Annotated in this window: 14 protein-coding genes and 1 pseudogene; 3 read left to right on the forward strand and 12 right to left on the reverse strand. The window is 63.1% G+C overall.

Annotated elements, in window-relative coordinates; all coding sequences use genetic code 11:
- Window positions 1-114: 114 nt before the first annotated feature.
- The 5 genes from ACFR9U_RS15565 to ACFR9U_RS15585 are packed head-to-tail and all read right to left on the reverse strand — an operon-like array spanning window position 115 to window position 5,042.
- Window positions 115-1,116 (reverse strand): glycosyltransferase family 4 protein, encoded by a 1,002-nt coding sequence (locus ACFR9U_RS15565; protein WP_247381386.1) that lies wholly within the window; start codon window positions 1,114-1,116, stop codon window positions 115-117.
- On the reverse strand, window positions 1,113-2,123 hold the full coding sequence (locus tag ACFR9U_RS15570) for a GNAT family N-acetyltransferase (RefSeq protein ID WP_247381384.1): 1,011 nt from the start codon (window positions 2,121-2,123) through the stop codon (window positions 1,113-1,115). The genes ACFR9U_RS15565 and ACFR9U_RS15570 overlap by 4 nt, the downstream gene beginning before the upstream one ends.
- Window positions 2,124-2,171: 48 nt before the next feature.
- Window positions 2,172-3,089 carry a polysaccharide deacetylase family protein gene (locus ACFR9U_RS15575; protein ID WP_247381382.1) on the reverse strand — a complete coding sequence of 306 codons (918 nt, stop codon included), beginning with the start codon at window positions 3,087-3,089 and terminating at the stop codon, window positions 2,172-2,174.
- A complete protein-coding gene (locus tag ACFR9U_RS15580; protein WP_247381379.1) occupies window positions 3,076-4,191 on the reverse strand; it encodes a DUF354 domain-containing protein in 1,116 nt (371 codons plus the stop codon). The genes ACFR9U_RS15575 and ACFR9U_RS15580 overlap by 14 nt, the downstream gene beginning before the upstream one ends.
- Window positions 4,188-5,042, reverse strand: coding sequence for a polysaccharide deacetylase family protein (locus tag ACFR9U_RS15585; RefSeq protein WP_247381377.1), 855 nt, complete (start codon window positions 5,040-5,042; stop codon window positions 4,188-4,190). The genes ACFR9U_RS15580 and ACFR9U_RS15585 overlap by 4 nt, the downstream gene beginning before the upstream one ends.
- A 491-nt stretch (window positions 5,043-5,533) precedes the next feature.
- On the opposite strand from ACFR9U_RS15585, the gene ACFR9U_RS15590 reads away from it, so the two are divergent.
- Both ACFR9U_RS15590 and ACFR9U_RS15595 read left to right on the forward strand, forming a co-directional pair.
- Window positions 5,534-6,646, forward strand: a complete 1,113-nt coding sequence (locus ACFR9U_RS15590; protein ID WP_247381375.1) for a DUF354 domain-containing protein — start codon at window positions 5,534-5,536, stop codon at window positions 6,644-6,646.
- 109 nt (window positions 6,647-6,755) lie between these two features.
- On the forward strand, window positions 6,756-7,859 hold the full coding sequence (locus ACFR9U_RS15595) for a Gfo/Idh/MocA family protein (protein WP_247381374.1): 1,104 nt from the start codon (window positions 6,756-6,758) through the stop codon (window positions 7,857-7,859).
- Window positions 7,860-7,903: 44 nt separating this feature from the next.
- Here ACFR9U_RS15595 and ACFR9U_RS15600 read toward each other — a convergent pair whose 3' ends face one another.
- On the reverse strand, window positions 7,904-8,479 hold the full coding sequence (locus ACFR9U_RS15600) for an acyltransferase (protein WP_379814711.1): 576 nt from the start codon (window positions 8,477-8,479) through the stop codon (window positions 7,904-7,906).
- Window positions 8,480-8,779: 300 nt separating this feature from the next.
- Between ACFR9U_RS15600 and ACFR9U_RS15605 the strand changes: the two genes are divergently transcribed.
- A complete protein-coding gene (locus ACFR9U_RS15605; RefSeq protein ID WP_247381371.1) occupies window positions 8,780-9,736 on the forward strand; it encodes a polysaccharide deacetylase family protein in 957 nt (318 codons plus the stop codon).
- A gap of 19 nt (window positions 9,737-9,755) precedes the next feature.
- Here ACFR9U_RS15605 and ACFR9U_RS15610 read toward each other — a convergent pair whose 3' ends face one another.
- The 6 genes and pseudogenes from ACFR9U_RS15610 to ACFR9U_RS15635 form a co-directional block, all read right to left on the reverse strand.
- The gene (locus ACFR9U_RS15610; protein WP_247381370.1) at window positions 9,756-10,946 is read right to left on the reverse strand and encodes a GNAT family N-acetyltransferase; all 1,191 of its coding nucleotides are present in this window, start codon (window positions 10,944-10,946) and stop codon (window positions 9,756-9,758) included.
- On the reverse strand, window positions 10,943-11,680 hold the full coding sequence (aglF, locus tag ACFR9U_RS15615) for a UTP--glucose-1-phosphate uridylyltransferase AglF (protein WP_247381369.1): 738 nt from the start codon (window positions 11,678-11,680) through the stop codon (window positions 10,943-10,945). Before aglF ends, ACFR9U_RS15610 begins: the two co-directional genes overlap by 4 nt.
- Before the next feature lie 108 nt (window positions 11,681-11,788).
- Window positions 11,789-12,001, reverse strand: a complete 213-nt coding sequence (locus ACFR9U_RS15620; protein ID WP_247381368.1) for a hypothetical protein — start codon at window positions 11,999-12,001, stop codon at window positions 11,789-11,791.
- Window positions 12,002-12,129: 128 nt separating this feature from the next.
- The gene (locus tag ACFR9U_RS15625) at window positions 12,130-12,969 is read right to left on the reverse strand and encodes a beta-keto acid cleavage family enzyme (protein ID WP_247381367.1); all 840 of its coding nucleotides are present in this window, start codon (window positions 12,967-12,969) and stop codon (window positions 12,130-12,132) included.
- A gap of 257 nt (window positions 12,970-13,226) precedes the next feature.
- Window positions 13,227-13,439 (reverse strand): hypothetical protein, encoded by a 213-nt coding sequence (locus ACFR9U_RS15630; RefSeq protein ID WP_247381366.1) that lies wholly within the window; start codon window positions 13,437-13,439, stop codon window positions 13,227-13,229.
- A 1-nt stretch (window position 13,440) separates the two neighbouring features.
- A pseudogene (locus ACFR9U_RS15635) lies at window positions 13,441-14,325 on the reverse strand (hypothetical protein); the annotation flags it as partial.

The following is a 14,325-nucleotide window of genomic DNA, read 5'->3' on the forward strand; positions in this document are numbered from 1 at the left end:
TGGGTACAGATCATATCACGTTCCGGCTGTCTGCGGGTCGGTGTCACCGTATCGCTGGGTCGTTTGAGCGTTGTACATGGCTTTTCTGCGACTGGTGCAGGTCAGCTGTGTCGGTTACGTCTCTGCGAGCACGTCTCGATACACGCCGCGAATGCGCTCTCCCATTCGTTCGATGGTGAGGTCTTGGACGTGTTCTCTGCCGTTCGATCGCTCGTCGGCTTCGAGTGCGGCCACCAGCCCGTCCACGAGTTCCCGGTCGGTCTGACCGACCGTCGAGTGGGTGACGCCGTCGAGGCGTTCGGGGACGTCCCCGACGTCTGTGGCGACGACCGGGAGATTGCACGCGAGCGCCTCCTTTACGGTGTTCGGTGACCCCTCTCGGTGAGAGGTCAGCAGCATCACGTCGGCCGCGTTCAGGTAGGTCGGCATGTCCGAGTGGTCGACACCGGTGATGGTGTGTAATTCGACGGGGCCGTCGAATCGCTCCGCTGCCGTCTGGAACACCCGCTTCGCTCGCGGGAAGTTCTTGACGGTGCGTTTCGGCGGGTACGGAAAGACGACGTGCTTGACGTCCGGTGGCCACCCGAGTTCGGTCTGTGCCTCGCGTTGGGGTTGGGGCTGGAACTGGTCGAGCTTCAACCCGTGTGGGATCACGTAACAGTCGCGGTCGAGCTCTGCCGCCATCCGTTCGGACATCACGATGACGGCGTCGGCGAAGGGGACACAGCGTTTCGTCATCCAGCCGTACTCGCCCATGAGGTCTGACCCCCACAGCGAGAGGACGACGGGGAGTTTCCGCTGGACGAGCGCCGCCGGCGCCGTCAGGCCGTAGTTCGCGTGGAGCAGGTCGTACGACGAGGAGGCCTCGCTCATAACGGCGGGGAGATACCGGGCGTAGTCCCACACGGACCGCGTCGCGGTCTCGTTTTTCTCGGTGGATTCGCTCTTGTTCTCGCCCGGAACCGGAAGCGTCTCCGTGCTGACCCCCTGTGCTTCGAGCGTTTCGATCTGCTGGTTGTAGAACGTCGAATCGACGTTCGTCACCAGGTTGAGCACGCGGAGGGACGTCTGGGTGTCTGTACGGACGCCGTCCTGATCGGGAGTACTCAGTGTCACCGGACTAAGGCCTGATATGTTTTCTTCGCGAGGGACATCGTTCGGCCGCTCGATTCGATTCCGTAGTACGGCACGAGGTCCGCGCCGAATTTGCTCTTGTACCGACAGAGCCGCTCCGTGTTCGCGCCCATCAGGTCGTAACTGCGCACCGACTCGCGCGGTGGATCCTCGATGATGTCCTCGATGATGCGCCAGTGGAGGAGGCTGTTGACGCTGACGCCATCGTGGACGGTGCGCGTCCCGCCCTGCCAGTAGTAGCCCGCGTCGTTCGAGTACAGGACGGTGACGCCGGTCAACAACTCCCCGTTCCGGCCGCGGGCGGTGTAGACGCGAGCGCGATCGACCGCCTGGAGCTCCGAGACGAGGTCCTCGACGTAGTCGCGCGGGAGCGAGAACCCGCGGCCCTGCTCCCGATAGCGGTCTCGCGTCTGGTCGTAGACGGCCCGTGCTGCGTCGACTCCTTCCCGCTGGATCGAAACGTCGAGGTCTTCGGCGTCTCGAATGTCGCGGCGGAGGCTCTTGCTGAAGGACTCGAGCACCGCGTCGGCATCGCGGTCGTCCAGATCGAGCACGTACGTGAACTTGGTGGCCAGGTCGAAGTCCTGCCAGCGGAAGGGTCGCGGGTCCGCGTAGGTCGTGTTACAGACCATCCGGAACAGTTCCAGCGGCGTGTCCGCCTCGACCGCTTCGAGGACGGCTTCGGTGAACCGCTGGTTGACCTTCTCCTGTTTGCGACGCTTCGGACTGTTCGGCATCAGGACAGGCCCCAGTCGCGGGATGTTCCGGCCCGGCGGCGGCGAGAACACGAGCGTGCGGAACATCCCCTCGTCGACGACGACGGGCATGAGAGCGACCGGATGGTGCCCCTTGTACCCGGCGAACAGCCGCAGATCGCCGTCGACGTGGTCAGCGAGGACCGACAGGGCTGTCGGCGTATGGAACACCTCGAAGCCCTCGTCCGGAAGCGCCTCTGTCCACTCGTCGAGATCTATGCGTTCGACTCGCATCGATTGTCTGCCGCAAAAACGATCGTTTTGGTCATTGTTATCTCCAGCTTACGACTCACGGATGCGCGAGGTCGCCATTTGGGGACCGGTATGGTTCAGACTCCGGTACAGTTCGCCGACCGGTCCGACCCAGGCACCGAGTTCGCGGGCGCGTTCGATCAGACGCCGGTACAGCCGCGTGAATCCCGGATGGTCGTCGCTGAAGTAGCGCGGGTGCCAGAGCAGCGACATCACGGCGTTGTTGTTGCGTGCTTCGAGCAGCAACTCTTCGCACTGGTTCCAGGTAGCGTCCCAATCCGCGGCCGGGTCCGGGAGCGTCGTGTCCATGATCGTCACCGGGAAGACGACGAACTCGTCGTCGAAGGGCCGGAGCGGTTCGTACCCGTGTTTGAATCCGCTCGTCGTGACCGAGCCCGGCGTCGCGTCGTACAGGAATCCCGCTTCCCGCTGTTTGATCCACGTCGTCGGCCAGTCGAGGTTCAGGTAGTGCTGGCGGACGCCCGTGACCTCGTGGTCGAGGATCGATTCCAGCGTCTCTTTCTCCGATTCGAGGAGGTCGGCGTCGCGATAGGACTCGTACGACCCGTGCAGTTCGACCTCCCAGCCGTTCTCGTCGAGCCGAGTGATGAGCTGCTGGATTCGTGGATCGGAGAGCGAGTACCGGCCGGCGTACAGCTGCCAGGCTCTCGGATTGAACACGTCTCGGACGGGCCGGTCACGGATGATGTGCTGTTCGTCCAGGAAGTACCACGTGGACCGCACGTCGAGGTCGGACTCGAGCTCCAGGATCTCCTCGAACGTCCAGTAGGCGTTCCGATTCGGGAGGAAATCCAGAAGCTGCGACGGGTCCCGCTCGGTGAGGAGGTTGTACGCCGCCTGGTAGGTCTTGTACGGTCTGTCCACGTCGTGGGTGAGACAACAGGCGAAGGTGTGGTCCGCAGCGACGGACCCCTCACGCCAACTCATAGGACTGGCCTCCGTTCTGCAGGTGTTTGGCGGGTTCCTCCTGCCGGGGCCCCTGCTGGCGGATCGCGTCGACGATGAACGCGGTGACGTCGATCGTGTCTGCGAGTAGCTGGTCACGGCGTTCTGCCCACCGTTCGGTGGCCATCGGGTCGACGGCGAGGTTCTTGGCGTTGATCACTGCCTCGTCCTCGGTGTCGAACGACAGGACGAGGCTGTATCTGGATTCGAGTTCCTCGACGTGGCTGATCGCGTCCGCCGTGGCGAACAACTTCGACCGGACGCTCGGCGTGCCGAGCAGGCCCGCTTCGACGGCCATCTTCTGTGAGTCCCCGACGTACAGGTCGGCAAAGGCCAGGAGGTGGTGGACGTGCTCCGGCGGGACGGGGAACTCCGTCGCGTCGACGTCGTCGGGGGGCGTACACGTCGCGGAGAGGTAGACGTCTCCGTGGTCGCTGAGAAACGAGACGAGTTCCCGTTTCGCCGGCGCGCTGAAGCCAGCGCCGCCGACGTCGTAGTGGCCTTCCCAGGAGTCGAACCGGAGGACGAAGAACTTGCTCGCGGGGTCGACGCCGTTCGACTCGAGGATCTCCGTACTGGGATCGAAACGGTCCGGGTGGAGGTACGCCAGTTCGTGATAGCCGTCGTACCGGCGGTGTTTCGGCCCGAGGTCCACGCTGAACGCCCGTGGCGTGTAGACGTACGTCGTGAACGGGTTCGTCACCCGCCCCGCGACTTCGGTCGCGACCTCGTCGTCGTTGAAGATGAGGCTGCGTGCACCGGAGAGATGTGCCGCGTGGACCGCACAGGGGGTGAAGTGGCTCACGACGACGTCTGGCTCGAACCGGCGAGCGAGCTGGACGAGTTTGTACTCGCGGATCGCCCACTCCGGGATCGGGAACAGCCTGGACCGCCGCTGTTTCGAGATCGGGCGATGACTGATCCCGGAGGCGTCGAGGAGATCGGTGGTGATGCCCTTCTTCCGCGAGGTGACGGTCACTTCGTGACCGTCTCGCTCGAGTTCTGTGATCGCGTGTTTGAACAGATGTACGTGCGACGGCTGGCTCACGTCGAAGAGGACACGGAGGGACCGAGACGAACTCATGTTAGCAAATTCAGTCCCCGCTTGACGACGTTGACCGCCGTATCTTTCGCGTGCTCGCTCACGAACTCGGGGTAGCTTCCGGCCCATCGATTCGGGTGGACCAGGACGTACGGGTGGTCGACCTCCTCGGTGAGCAAGAGCCCGATGAGTTCGAACGTGGTGTCGACCTGCACGTCTTTCTCCCCCTCGCCCATCGTGTGGTCTTTGACCTTGAGCGGTCCGTCCCGCCAGGTTCGCCCGGTGTCGGAAAAGTACGTGAGGTCGGTGAAATCCGCCGACAGATAGGCCTCTCCGAGGAGGTCGAAATCCGCGAAGTCGGCCTCCTTCAACAGGTCGCGGTTGTCGTATGGGGTCAAGGGATTGCCGTGCATGCAAACCGTGTCGACGTCGACGATCGTTCGAAGTTTGTCGAGTTCCGTCCGGAACGACGACAGGGCGGCCTCCTGATCGCCGTCCGCGCGGTCGAGATCCTCGAAGTGGTACCCGACCTCGTGGCCCAGGGCCTCGATGCGTCTGATGAGGGCCGGTTTGAACGTCTTGCCGATGGTCCGCACGTAGTAGGTGCCGCTGATGCCGTGTTCGGCTTCCAGGCGAGCCATGGCCAGGGCGTTCTCGGGTTTGCGGTCGATGTCGTGGCGAAGAATGACGAACTTCTCCGGGAGTCCGTCACCGCCGTCGGCCTTCGGGCGTCCGCTGACCCCGTCACTGGCCGTGTGCGCGAGTGACTCCGCGTCAACGGGCTTGCGTCGCAGGTACTGTTCGACAGTGAGAAACTCGTATCCCGCTGTCAGTCCGGCTTCGAGCAGGTCACGATACGTGGTGTACGTGAAATCGAGCCCCCACGAGGTCACCGTCGTTCCCTCCGTTGTGGACGGTGCCTGGGTCGCTGCTTCCTCGTGTGATACGCGTGCGTCCGTGAAGTCATGGGCAGAAGCGATTCCGTCGGTTGGCCGTCGTCGATCAGTATCTCTGTCACAGTCATACACTCGGTGGATTGGGCGGTTGGATGCGGATAGATAGCATTGCCGTGCGGACTGGCAGCATATCGCCCCCGAGTCGGACTGGGGACGCGTTGCTTCGTCCCGCGATGTCGGTGCGCTAAACCTTGTTATTCTCTACCTATCGGCGAGATATGTCATGTTAGTTATCTTGGGGTCGTAACGTGTCGGAATAGGGTCGAACGGAGACCGGTAGATATGTTCCGCTTACTCGGAACACGAGTGGGTAACAAAGGTCCGCGAACGGCCTGCCTCTCTGCAGGGATGACACCGTTCTCGACTGACACTGCGTGGGTCGCAGACCATCTGGTACGCGATCGACGGTCGAATGTGGGGCAGGAGTAATGGACGAGCACAAACGCGTCATCTTCGACGTCAACCATCCTGCCCAGGTCCACCTGTTCAGACACGCGATCACGGAACTGGAGGACCGCGGGCACGACACGCTCGTGACGTCACGCGAGAAGGAGATCACCACCGACCTCCTCGACGCCTACGGCATCGATCACGAACTGCTCTCCACGGCGGGCGACGGGGCAGTCTCCCTCGTGACCGAGCTCCTGGGCCGGGAATGGCGACTGCTCAGTGTAGCGCGGGAGTTCGAGCCGGACGTGATCGTGAGCCGGCTGAGCCCCGCTGCAGCACACGTCTCGACGGTGCTCGGCTGTCCCAACGTGGTGTTTACCGACACGGTCGTTCCGTCGAAGCTGATGCGGACCCTGAACTACGGGATGACGCTCCCGTTCGTCGACGTGGCCTGTATTCCCCCGAATTTCGAGCTTCCGTTCTCGCCGGCTCGCACTGTGACTGCCGGCTTTCACGAACTCGCCTACCTGCATCCGAACCGCTTCGAGCCCGACGCCGAGCGGCTCGCTGCGGCCGGGGTGGCGGTCGACGAGCCGTACTTCGTCCTCCGGTTCGCCAGCTGGGACGCGTACCACGACGTGGGTAACGAGGGCTGGTCGCGGCAGGGCAAACGGGACATCGTCTCCTTCCTCGACGACCACGGGACCGTGTACATCACGAGCGAGTCTGAACTCCCGTCCGAGTTCCGCGAGTACCAGCTGTCGGTCCCGCCGCACCTCATCCACGATCTCCTGTACTTCAGTGACCTGTATCTCGGCGACTCCCAGACGATGTGCACGGAGGCGACGTTGCTCGGCACGCCGTCGATCCGCGTCAACTCCAAGGTCGGGACGCACGACATGAACAACTTCGTCGAACTCGATCGCCGTGGACTCCTGTTTTCGTACCCGGACGAGCGGGACGCACTCGCACAAACGCGAGCGATCGTCACCGGTCAGGTCGATGCGGACTGGGAACGGAAGCGACAGGCCCTCATCGACGACAAGCGTGACGTGACGTCGCTGATGCTCGAATTGATACTGCGTTCCGATGCAGCACCGGAAACCGAGGCCCCAGTGGATAGCCCTCGTTCGCGGGCGGCGAACGACTAGGAGGCGCACGCTCTGGCCCGAAATCGGCCGTTGCTGGCATCTGATTAACAGCACGTTATTCCGCCTGGGACGACCATAACAATGGGCATTCCATCCGCGAACGCGTACTATGGCGCTCAGAACTGCCGTTGTCGGCGGAGGAACTATTTCAGGTCGTCATCTCGATGGACTCTCAGACTGTCCGTACACTGATCTCGTCGGGATCTGTGACGTCGACGCCGACCGCGCTCGGTCCGTCGCTTCCGAGTACGGCATCGCGAACTACACCGACATGCAGGAGCTGTTGGACGACGCGAACCTCGACTGGGTGCACATCTGTACGCCGGTCGCGACGCATCTCGACCTGGCGACGATGGCCATCGAGGCCGGCGTGCCGGTGCTCATCCAGAAGCCCGTCACGGAGACCGTCGAGGAGTACGAGCGACTGAAAGCGACCGCAGAGAAACACGACGTTCCGGTCTCGGTCGTCCACAATCACGACTTCGACCCGGCGATGCGGAAGCTCACGGCGGCGATCGAGGACGGGGCCGTCGGCGACGTTCGATCCGTCGAAGTCCGGTACGCCGGGCAGACCTATCCGGACGACGTGCGCCGCGGCGAGTGGGCCTTCCAGTTGCCGGGCGGTGAGTTCGAGGAAGGCATTCCGCACCCGCTGTACCTCCTCCTGCGCGTCGGCGGCTACCCGCGCGACCTCGACGACGTCCAGGTCAGCACGCATCTCGTCAGGGAGTACGACCGGCCGTTCACGTACGACGGCACGAAGGTGCAGTACGTCAGCGACTCAGACGTGCTCTGTAGCACGACGCTGTTGCCCGGCGACGTGCCGGACAAGGGCGTTCACGTCCACGGAGACGACGGCGTGCTGATCGCTGATCTCGTCTCCCAGACGCTGGTCAGGCTCGACCGCGACTATCAGGCCTCGGCGATCAATCGCGCTCTCAGCAACGTCAAACGTGCCGCTGATCGATTGCTGGGGAACGTGGACAATCTCAGAGCGTTCGTCAGGGACAAGCGGTCCGACGAGTGGGACGTGAAGACCGAGATGAACTCACACTACTATCAGTTCGAGGCAGATGCACTCGCGTTGGAGGGCCGAGGCGAACGACCCGTCCCGCTGGAAGAGGCGGGGTGGACGATCCGGCTCATGGAGGCCATTCGGGAGGCGGCAGCCGACCAGGCTGCGGTCACCCAGGATGCGTCAGTGACGAGATAGCCCGGTCGGCTGGGGTGCAGGGAGGTCGCGCTGCCGGCTGCCACTCAGAGCTCGTTTGCTCCGTGTAGCTGATCGGGGAGCGGATGGTGTTCAGCGGGGACACCAGCGGCCAGCGTTTCCGGTGGCACGTCTTCGGTGACGACAGCACCGGCAGCGACGAATGCCCGTTCGCCCACGGTCACGTCTGGGAGGACCGTGGCGTTGGCTCCGATGGAGGCGTTCGATTCGAGAGTCGGACCGACGAGACCGACGTCGGTCCGGAGGGGATAGGGGTCGTTCGTGAGGACCGCATGAGGGCCGAGGAAGACGCCGTCAGCGATGGTGGTCTCGGGCGGAACGTACACACCGGTCTGCATGCTCACGCGGGACCCGACGTCACAGGTCCCGTCGATGACCGTGTTCGTACCGACGATCACGTCGTCGCCGAGCGTGGAATGCTCGCGGATGATCGCGTTGTGTCCGGTCGTGAGATCGGTGCCGATCTCGACGTCGGGGTAGATGATCGACCCCGATCTGATCGTCGCACCGTCTCCGATCCGCGGGGGAGCGCTGTCCCCGTCGGGCGAGACTATCTGTACCGACCGCGCGATATCACAATCGTCACCGATGCGTGCTTCGATCACGTTGAATCACCATCTGTGTGCGGCATCTTCCTGCGTTGGGCTCGACACGGGAGGATCACCGGGGCGTCCAGTACGAGCGTTCGGTGGCGCTCTCGTGAACCGCTCCCGCGTCAGTTCGCTAGTAGCGGCGTTTGCGCCTTTGTTATGGATTCTCTGAACCTTGGTAGGAGTTCGATGTGCGAAACCCCGGGGTACTTCGACGGCGCACCGACCGAGAGCGGCCACACGATAGGTAAGATGGGATTACTCGGGCAGTCCAGCGGGTAACAAAGTGACGCGCCGACCGTCGCCAGTGATATGGGTACTGTCGTGCTTTCGGTCGACGCCGAACTCGGCTGGGGATTCCACGACCAGAAAGATCCACCTGCCGATCGACTCGCGAACGCTCGGCAGGGATGGCAGACGCTGGTCTCCCTCTGTGACACCTATCGGATCGATGCGACCTGGGCGGTCGTCGGCCATCTGCTCCTGGACGATTGCGACAACTGCCACGCGACCCATCCCACGCCACCCGGGTGGTTCGACCACGAGCGCGGCGACGACGCCATGCCGGCTTCCCTCCGGTACGGGGACGGGCTCGTCGAGGCGCTCCAGGATGCCACCGCAAACCACGACATCGGGTCACACACCTTTTCACACGTCGAGTTCGGAGACAGCGAGACGACGCGGGAGATGGCCAGATCCGAGGTCGCTGCCGGGATCGAACTCGCTCGGGAACGCGGGATCGAGATGCAGTCGTTCGTCTTCCCGCGGAACAACGTCGGCCACCTCGATGCGCTGGCGGCGTACGGCATCGAGTGTTACCGCGGCGTCAACCCCGCGACGAAGCGAAACGACGTGTGGGACGGCCCGGTCGGGAAACTCGCACAGGCGACGCTCGTTCGGCGGCCGCCACCGCTCGTCGAACCCACCGTCGATTCGTTCGGCCTCGTCAACATCCCCGCCTCGCTCCACCTGTTCAGCTTCGAGGGGCAGGCGCGGGACCTCGTCGAACCGGTGTTCGGCGATCCGATGGTCAAGCAAGCGAAACTCGGAATCGACGCCGCGAGGGAGCGAGACGGCGTCTTCCACATGTGGCTGCACCCCAACAGCATCACGGAACAGCGAGACGTGGACCGACTCCGCGAGATATTCAACTATCTCGATAGGCGACGGGGCCGGACGTCGCTGTCGGTGAAGACGATGGCCGAAGTCGCCGCGGAGACGCGCGCACAGGCGACGGAATCCAAAACGAGTCCGGTCGAAGGGACCTGAGACCCTTTGACCGGTCGATTCACGCGGTGTTCTGCTCACAGAACGGCAACTGCCAGTTTGTCGGATCGGTGACGTCTCTGCCTTCGATCATCCACTCGTTCTCGGTGTTCGTTCGCTGCAGCGGCATGGTGATGAGGATCGTCTGATTCGACACGGGTGACAGCGGGAGCTCGTCGTTGGGTTGGAAGCCGAACTGCCGAAGTAGCTTCGACGGGACGCCCGTCCCCGCGAACGCGAACACGTCGCTGTCGCGGTGGACCTCGAGGAGCCGTGAGAGGATCGCAGCGAACCCTGGGAGTCGATCCTCGCCTGAGAGCGGAACCGCGTCGACGATCCGCGTCAGCACACGGCCGCCGTGCTCGCGCGTCCCTGCGACCATCGCCGCGAACGGGTCGCCGTCGCGATTCGCGACGAAGGCGTCGTACTCCCAGTTGGGGTTCTCGAAGCGCCAGTCGTAGAACCGCCGGTCCCGGACGGCGTGGATCTCGCTCGGAACATGGCTCGTGCCGAGGGCTGCCAGCGTCTCGCTGGGGATCGTCGCGTGTCGGTCGACGGTGATCCGCTTCGAGGAATCGCCGTTGTGCCGACGGTCGCGGAAGCCGAGGTACCCGCTCGCGAGTCCGTCCAACACCGAGCCGGTCTGACTCGGCACCCACGAACCGAGTTTCTGGTCGATGAACTGCGACGGGGACTCGATCCGGAAGTGTGATCGGATCGGACTGACGGTTTTCGCACCTCCCTTGAGGTAGCCGGGCCGAGAGAGGTCGTTCGGGATGCTGAACATGACCTCCGGTTCTCGCTGGCGATAGTACTCGAACGCGAGCTCGTTCATCCGGGAGAACAGCCCCCGACTCCGATGGTCCGGGTGGACGCCGGTGTCGGCGGTCTGGAGACCGATGGCCGTTCGCGGGCCGGCGCGCAGGCGAAAGGCCATGAACGGCCGGACGCCGACGATTTCACCCGTGTCCTCGCGTTCGGCCACGAAAAGTGGAGTGTGTGCCAGATACGGGTTGTCGACGAACTTCCAGTCGAACCACTCCGTTCCCCCGTCGTGGGGGATCATGCCGATCGCGTCGTGCAGGTCGAAGAAGGGCTGCCTGTCCTCGGGGCGATATCGCCGAAGCGTGTACGTCTCCCCTTTCGCCTCGTGGGTGACGACCGGGTCCGTCTCGGTGGCCGTCTCGCGGAGCGCGACGTCGGGGGAACTCATTGGGCCGAGGGCGTCTCAGCAGCAGCGTCCTGGAGGCGTTCCTCTGCTTCGTCCCGATCCTCGGGATAGCCGATGTCCAGCCGCCAGCCTTCGAGGGCGATCGCGTCGATGGTGCGTCCGCTCTGGAGGAGGAGGTTCACGGCGTCCGTGATCTCGTACTCGCCGCGATCCGACGGCTGGACGAGGTGACAGGCGTGGAAGATGGCCGGCGTGAACGTGTAGAAGCCGGTCATCACGAGGTTGCTCGGCGGCTCGTCGGGTTTCTCGACCACTTCGACGATCTCGCCGTAATCGTTGGTGTCGCAGACGCCGTACCGCGATGCCTCCTCGTGGGGTACCTCTTCGACGAGGAAGGCGGCGTCGGCGCGGTCTTCCTGCTGTCTCCGGACCACGTCCTGGAGGTTGGCGCGGAAGATGTTGTCGCCCATCATCAGCATGAAGTCGTCGTCGATCTCCTCTTCGACGGTCAACAGGGCGTGGGCGAGCCCGTTCTGTTCGCGCTGGTGGGCGTACGTGATCGGAATGCCGCGGAACGCGTCCCCGTAGTAACTGATGATGTCTTCTTTGCGATATCCCACGACGACGATGAGTTCGTCGGCGTCGAGTTGCGCCATCTTCTCGAAACAGTGGGTGAGGATCGGTTTCCCGTCGACCTCAACCATCCCCTTGGGCTTGTCTTCGGTCAGTGGACGGAGGCGCGTTCCTTGGCCGGCTGCGAGAATAACCGCCTTCATAGTTGCCGGAGTCAGGGGCTGCAGACAAAGGTATGCGCGCGTTATGCGACTCTCGTCTCGATACGCTGTTTCTACCCGGCCAGAAGATGAGCGTTGGGAACAGCTCTGTCAGTCATCGTCGGCTGCTGATTCCGGCATCGCCTCTTCAACGTGTGATTTGAATACCTCACAGTCACACTCGTGTTCGAACTCGAAGCGGTCGTTGCAGATGTCCGCTTTCATCGGCGAGACGAACTCCTCTTGTACAGTACAGAGGGGGCGTTCGTGGTCGAAGTCCACGTCACCATCACTGTGACGATACTCCAGGTATGGGCACGTCATACTCCCTTCCTGCGCAGATGCACCCAATGTTATTTAGCCCGTAGTTCAGTAACAGGGTACTAATCCAACACGCGAAAACTGGCGTCTGAGGGGCGCTCGGAGGTCAAATATCGAGAAATCGGAGAAACTTATCGGTCGATACCGAGGATCGCTCGCGCTTCGTCGGGCGTCGCGAGTTCGCGACCCAGCCTGTGGATGACGTCTACCGACCGTTCGACGAGCTGTGCGTTGCTTTCGACTTGCTCACCCCGCTTGAAGTAGAGGTTGTCCTCCATGCCGACGCGGACGTGGCCGCCCATGATCGCCCCCATCGTCGTCAGCGGCAACTGATGTTGCCCCGTCGCGAGAATGTTGAAGAGGCTCTCGTCGGGGAGGTTGTTCACCATGTTGATGAGGTTCTCCGGGCTCGGGATGGTGAAGGTTCCGGGACCGAAGATGAGGTTGATGTAGTACGGCGGATCGAGGATGTCCTTCTCGATGAGCCGATACACCTCGTTGAGGTGGCCGTTGTTGAACACCTCCATCTCCGGTTTGATCCCCTTCTCGTTCATCTCCTGGGCGAGCGATTCGATGTTGTGGCGAGTGTGTTCGGTGATGATGTGCTGCCCGCGGTTGAACGGGCCCATGTCGAGCGAGGCCATCTCCGGGGCGGGATCGGTCCGGATGCCCGCGATGCGGTTCTCGTAGGGGCTCTGGCCGCCGGTCGTGTTCTGGATGATGATGTCGTCACACTCCTCGCGGATGGCGTCGTTGACTGCCTGAAGACGCTCTGGGTCGTTCTCGCCGTGTTCGTCACGACCGTGGACGTGGACGATAGCGGCCCCGAGTTTCTCGCACTCGCGCACCTGCCGTGCGATCTCGTACGGTTGTTCGGGGAGGTTGGGATTGACGTCCTTCCCGTGCACGCCGCCTGTCGTCGCCACGGTCAGAATGAGTTTCTTCCGGTCGAGGTAGTCCTGGTAACTCATAGTTGCGGAATCGACTCCGAGTGGGCCACGAGTGGTGCACGACTTGCGATACAACGCCGGAGCACCGTTTCAGCGCGGTTAGCACGGTCGTGTCACCCAGTAGCCCGTCTGTGGCGTGGTGCTTCCCCGACGGCCTTTGTTTTTAGATGCTTACCAGGCCGCTGAGAACCGTTATCCAAAAAATCGAGACGACTACGCGGATCCGCAACGTCATCGCGCGGTCGAGAGAGGGATCTGCCGAAGACGGTTGCTCGGAATCAGACCCGGTCGCCGAGGTCGACGACAGAGGCGGAGTCGGCGACGATGAACGCCTCTTCCCGGAGGAACGACTCGTCGTGCGGCAGGATGACGTAGTGGCCACCGTCCGCGGTCGATTCGGTGATCTCGAGTTCGAGCGGGTCGTACCCGAGGTCGTCCAGATCCGGATCGGCAGGGAGCTTCCCCCAGTCGACTGACTCTGACTCGCTCATCTCATCCCTCCAGGATTTTGACGTCGGCCTCACCGTCGATCTCCACCGACTGGAGGCCGCCGGTGAATCGATACGCGTCCTGTCCGTTGCCGACGAGACCCACTGCGCGGCTGTCGGTCACGTAGTCGCGGACCTTGTCCCAGGGGAGTCCACCGTCGGTGACCGTCGTGCGCTGTTCGTCACGCTCGAGGGTCCCCGTCACGGAGAACTGGTACTTGGCCGTCTCCTCGCTGTCACCGGTTCCGTCGATGATGAGGGTCCGCTGTTGCTGGGCACTCCCGTCGGAGCCTCCGGCGTCGTCATCACCGGAGCCGTCCGAGTCGTCGCCGGAACTATCCGAGTCGTCGGAGGAACCACTGTTCTCCCCGGTCAGCTCCTCGAAGGTCGTTTCCGTCCCGTCGACGCTGACCGTGACGTCGTACCCATCAGTGACGCTGTAGTCGGTGATGGTCCCGCTGAAGTGGTAGCTGTCATATGCGTCGGGGTTCATCCTGACGCTGGTGACCGTGTAGGTACCGTCCTGGTTCTCTTCGATCGTGTCGGTGTCGGGTTCGGCCTCGTCGCCGTACTCGACCTCGCCGTCCACCGTGAACGAGACGTCACAGTAGGTGTCGGGGTTGTCCGGGCTCGCGTGGAGGGTGAGCTTCTTGCCGTCGGACGAGTCGTCCGAGCCGTCGGAGGAACCACTGTTCTCCCCGGTCAGCTCCTCGAAGGTCGTTTCCGTCCCGTCGACGCTGACCGTGACGGCGTAGCCCTCGGTGACGCTGTAGTCGGTGATCGAACCAGTGAACCGGTAGCTGTCATACGCGTCGGGGTTCATCTCGACGCTGGTGACCGTGTAGGTACCGTCCTGGTTCTCTTCGATCGTGTCGGTGTCGGGTTCGGC

It is taken from the genome of Halorientalis brevis, assembly GCF_042678165.1.
GTDB lineage: Archaea > Halobacteriota > Halobacteria > Halobacteriales > Haloarculaceae > Halorientalis > Halorientalis brevis.

Coding starts and splice junctions, on each gene's coding strand:
- ACFR9U_RS15620 (WP_247381368.1), bottom strand. CDS start 12,001: ATGACGTGCCCATACCTGGAGTATCGTCACAGTGATGGTGACGTGGAC.
- aglF (WP_247381369.1), bottom strand. CDS start 11,680: ATGAAGGCGGTTATTCTCGCAGCCGGCCAAGGAACGCGCCTCCGTCCA.
- ACFR9U_RS15580 (WP_247381379.1), bottom strand. CDS start 4,191: ATGAGTTCGTCTCGGTCCCTCCGTGTCCTCTTCGACGTGAGCCAGCCG.
- ACFR9U_RS15630 (WP_247381366.1), bottom strand. CDS start 13,439: ATGAGCGAGTCAGAGTCAGTCGACTGGGGGAAGCTCCCTGCCGATCCG.
- ACFR9U_RS15575 (WP_247381382.1), bottom strand. CDS start 3,089: ATGAGTTGGCGTGAGGGGTCCGTCGCTGCGGACCACACCTTCGCCTGT.
- ACFR9U_RS15610 (WP_247381370.1), bottom strand. CDS start 10,946: ATGAGTTCCCCCGACGTCGCGCTCCGCGAGACGGCCACCGAGACGGAC.
- ACFR9U_RS15570 (WP_247381384.1), bottom strand. CDS start 2,123: ATGCGAGTCGAACGCATAGATCTCGACGAGTGGACAGAGGCGCTTCCG.
- ACFR9U_RS15595 (WP_247381374.1), top strand. CDS start 6,756: ATGGCGCTCAGAACTGCCGTTGTCGGCGGAGGAACTATTTCAGGTCGT.
- ACFR9U_RS15625 (WP_247381367.1), bottom strand. CDS start 12,969: ATGAGTTACCAGGACTACCTCGACCGGAAGAAACTCATTCTGACCGTG.
- ACFR9U_RS15605 (WP_247381371.1), top strand. CDS start 8,780: ATGGGTACTGTCGTGCTTTCGGTCGACGCCGAACTCGGCTGGGGATTC.
- ACFR9U_RS15590 (WP_247381375.1), top strand. CDS start 5,534: ATGGACGAGCACAAACGCGTCATCTTCGACGTCAACCATCCTGCCCAG.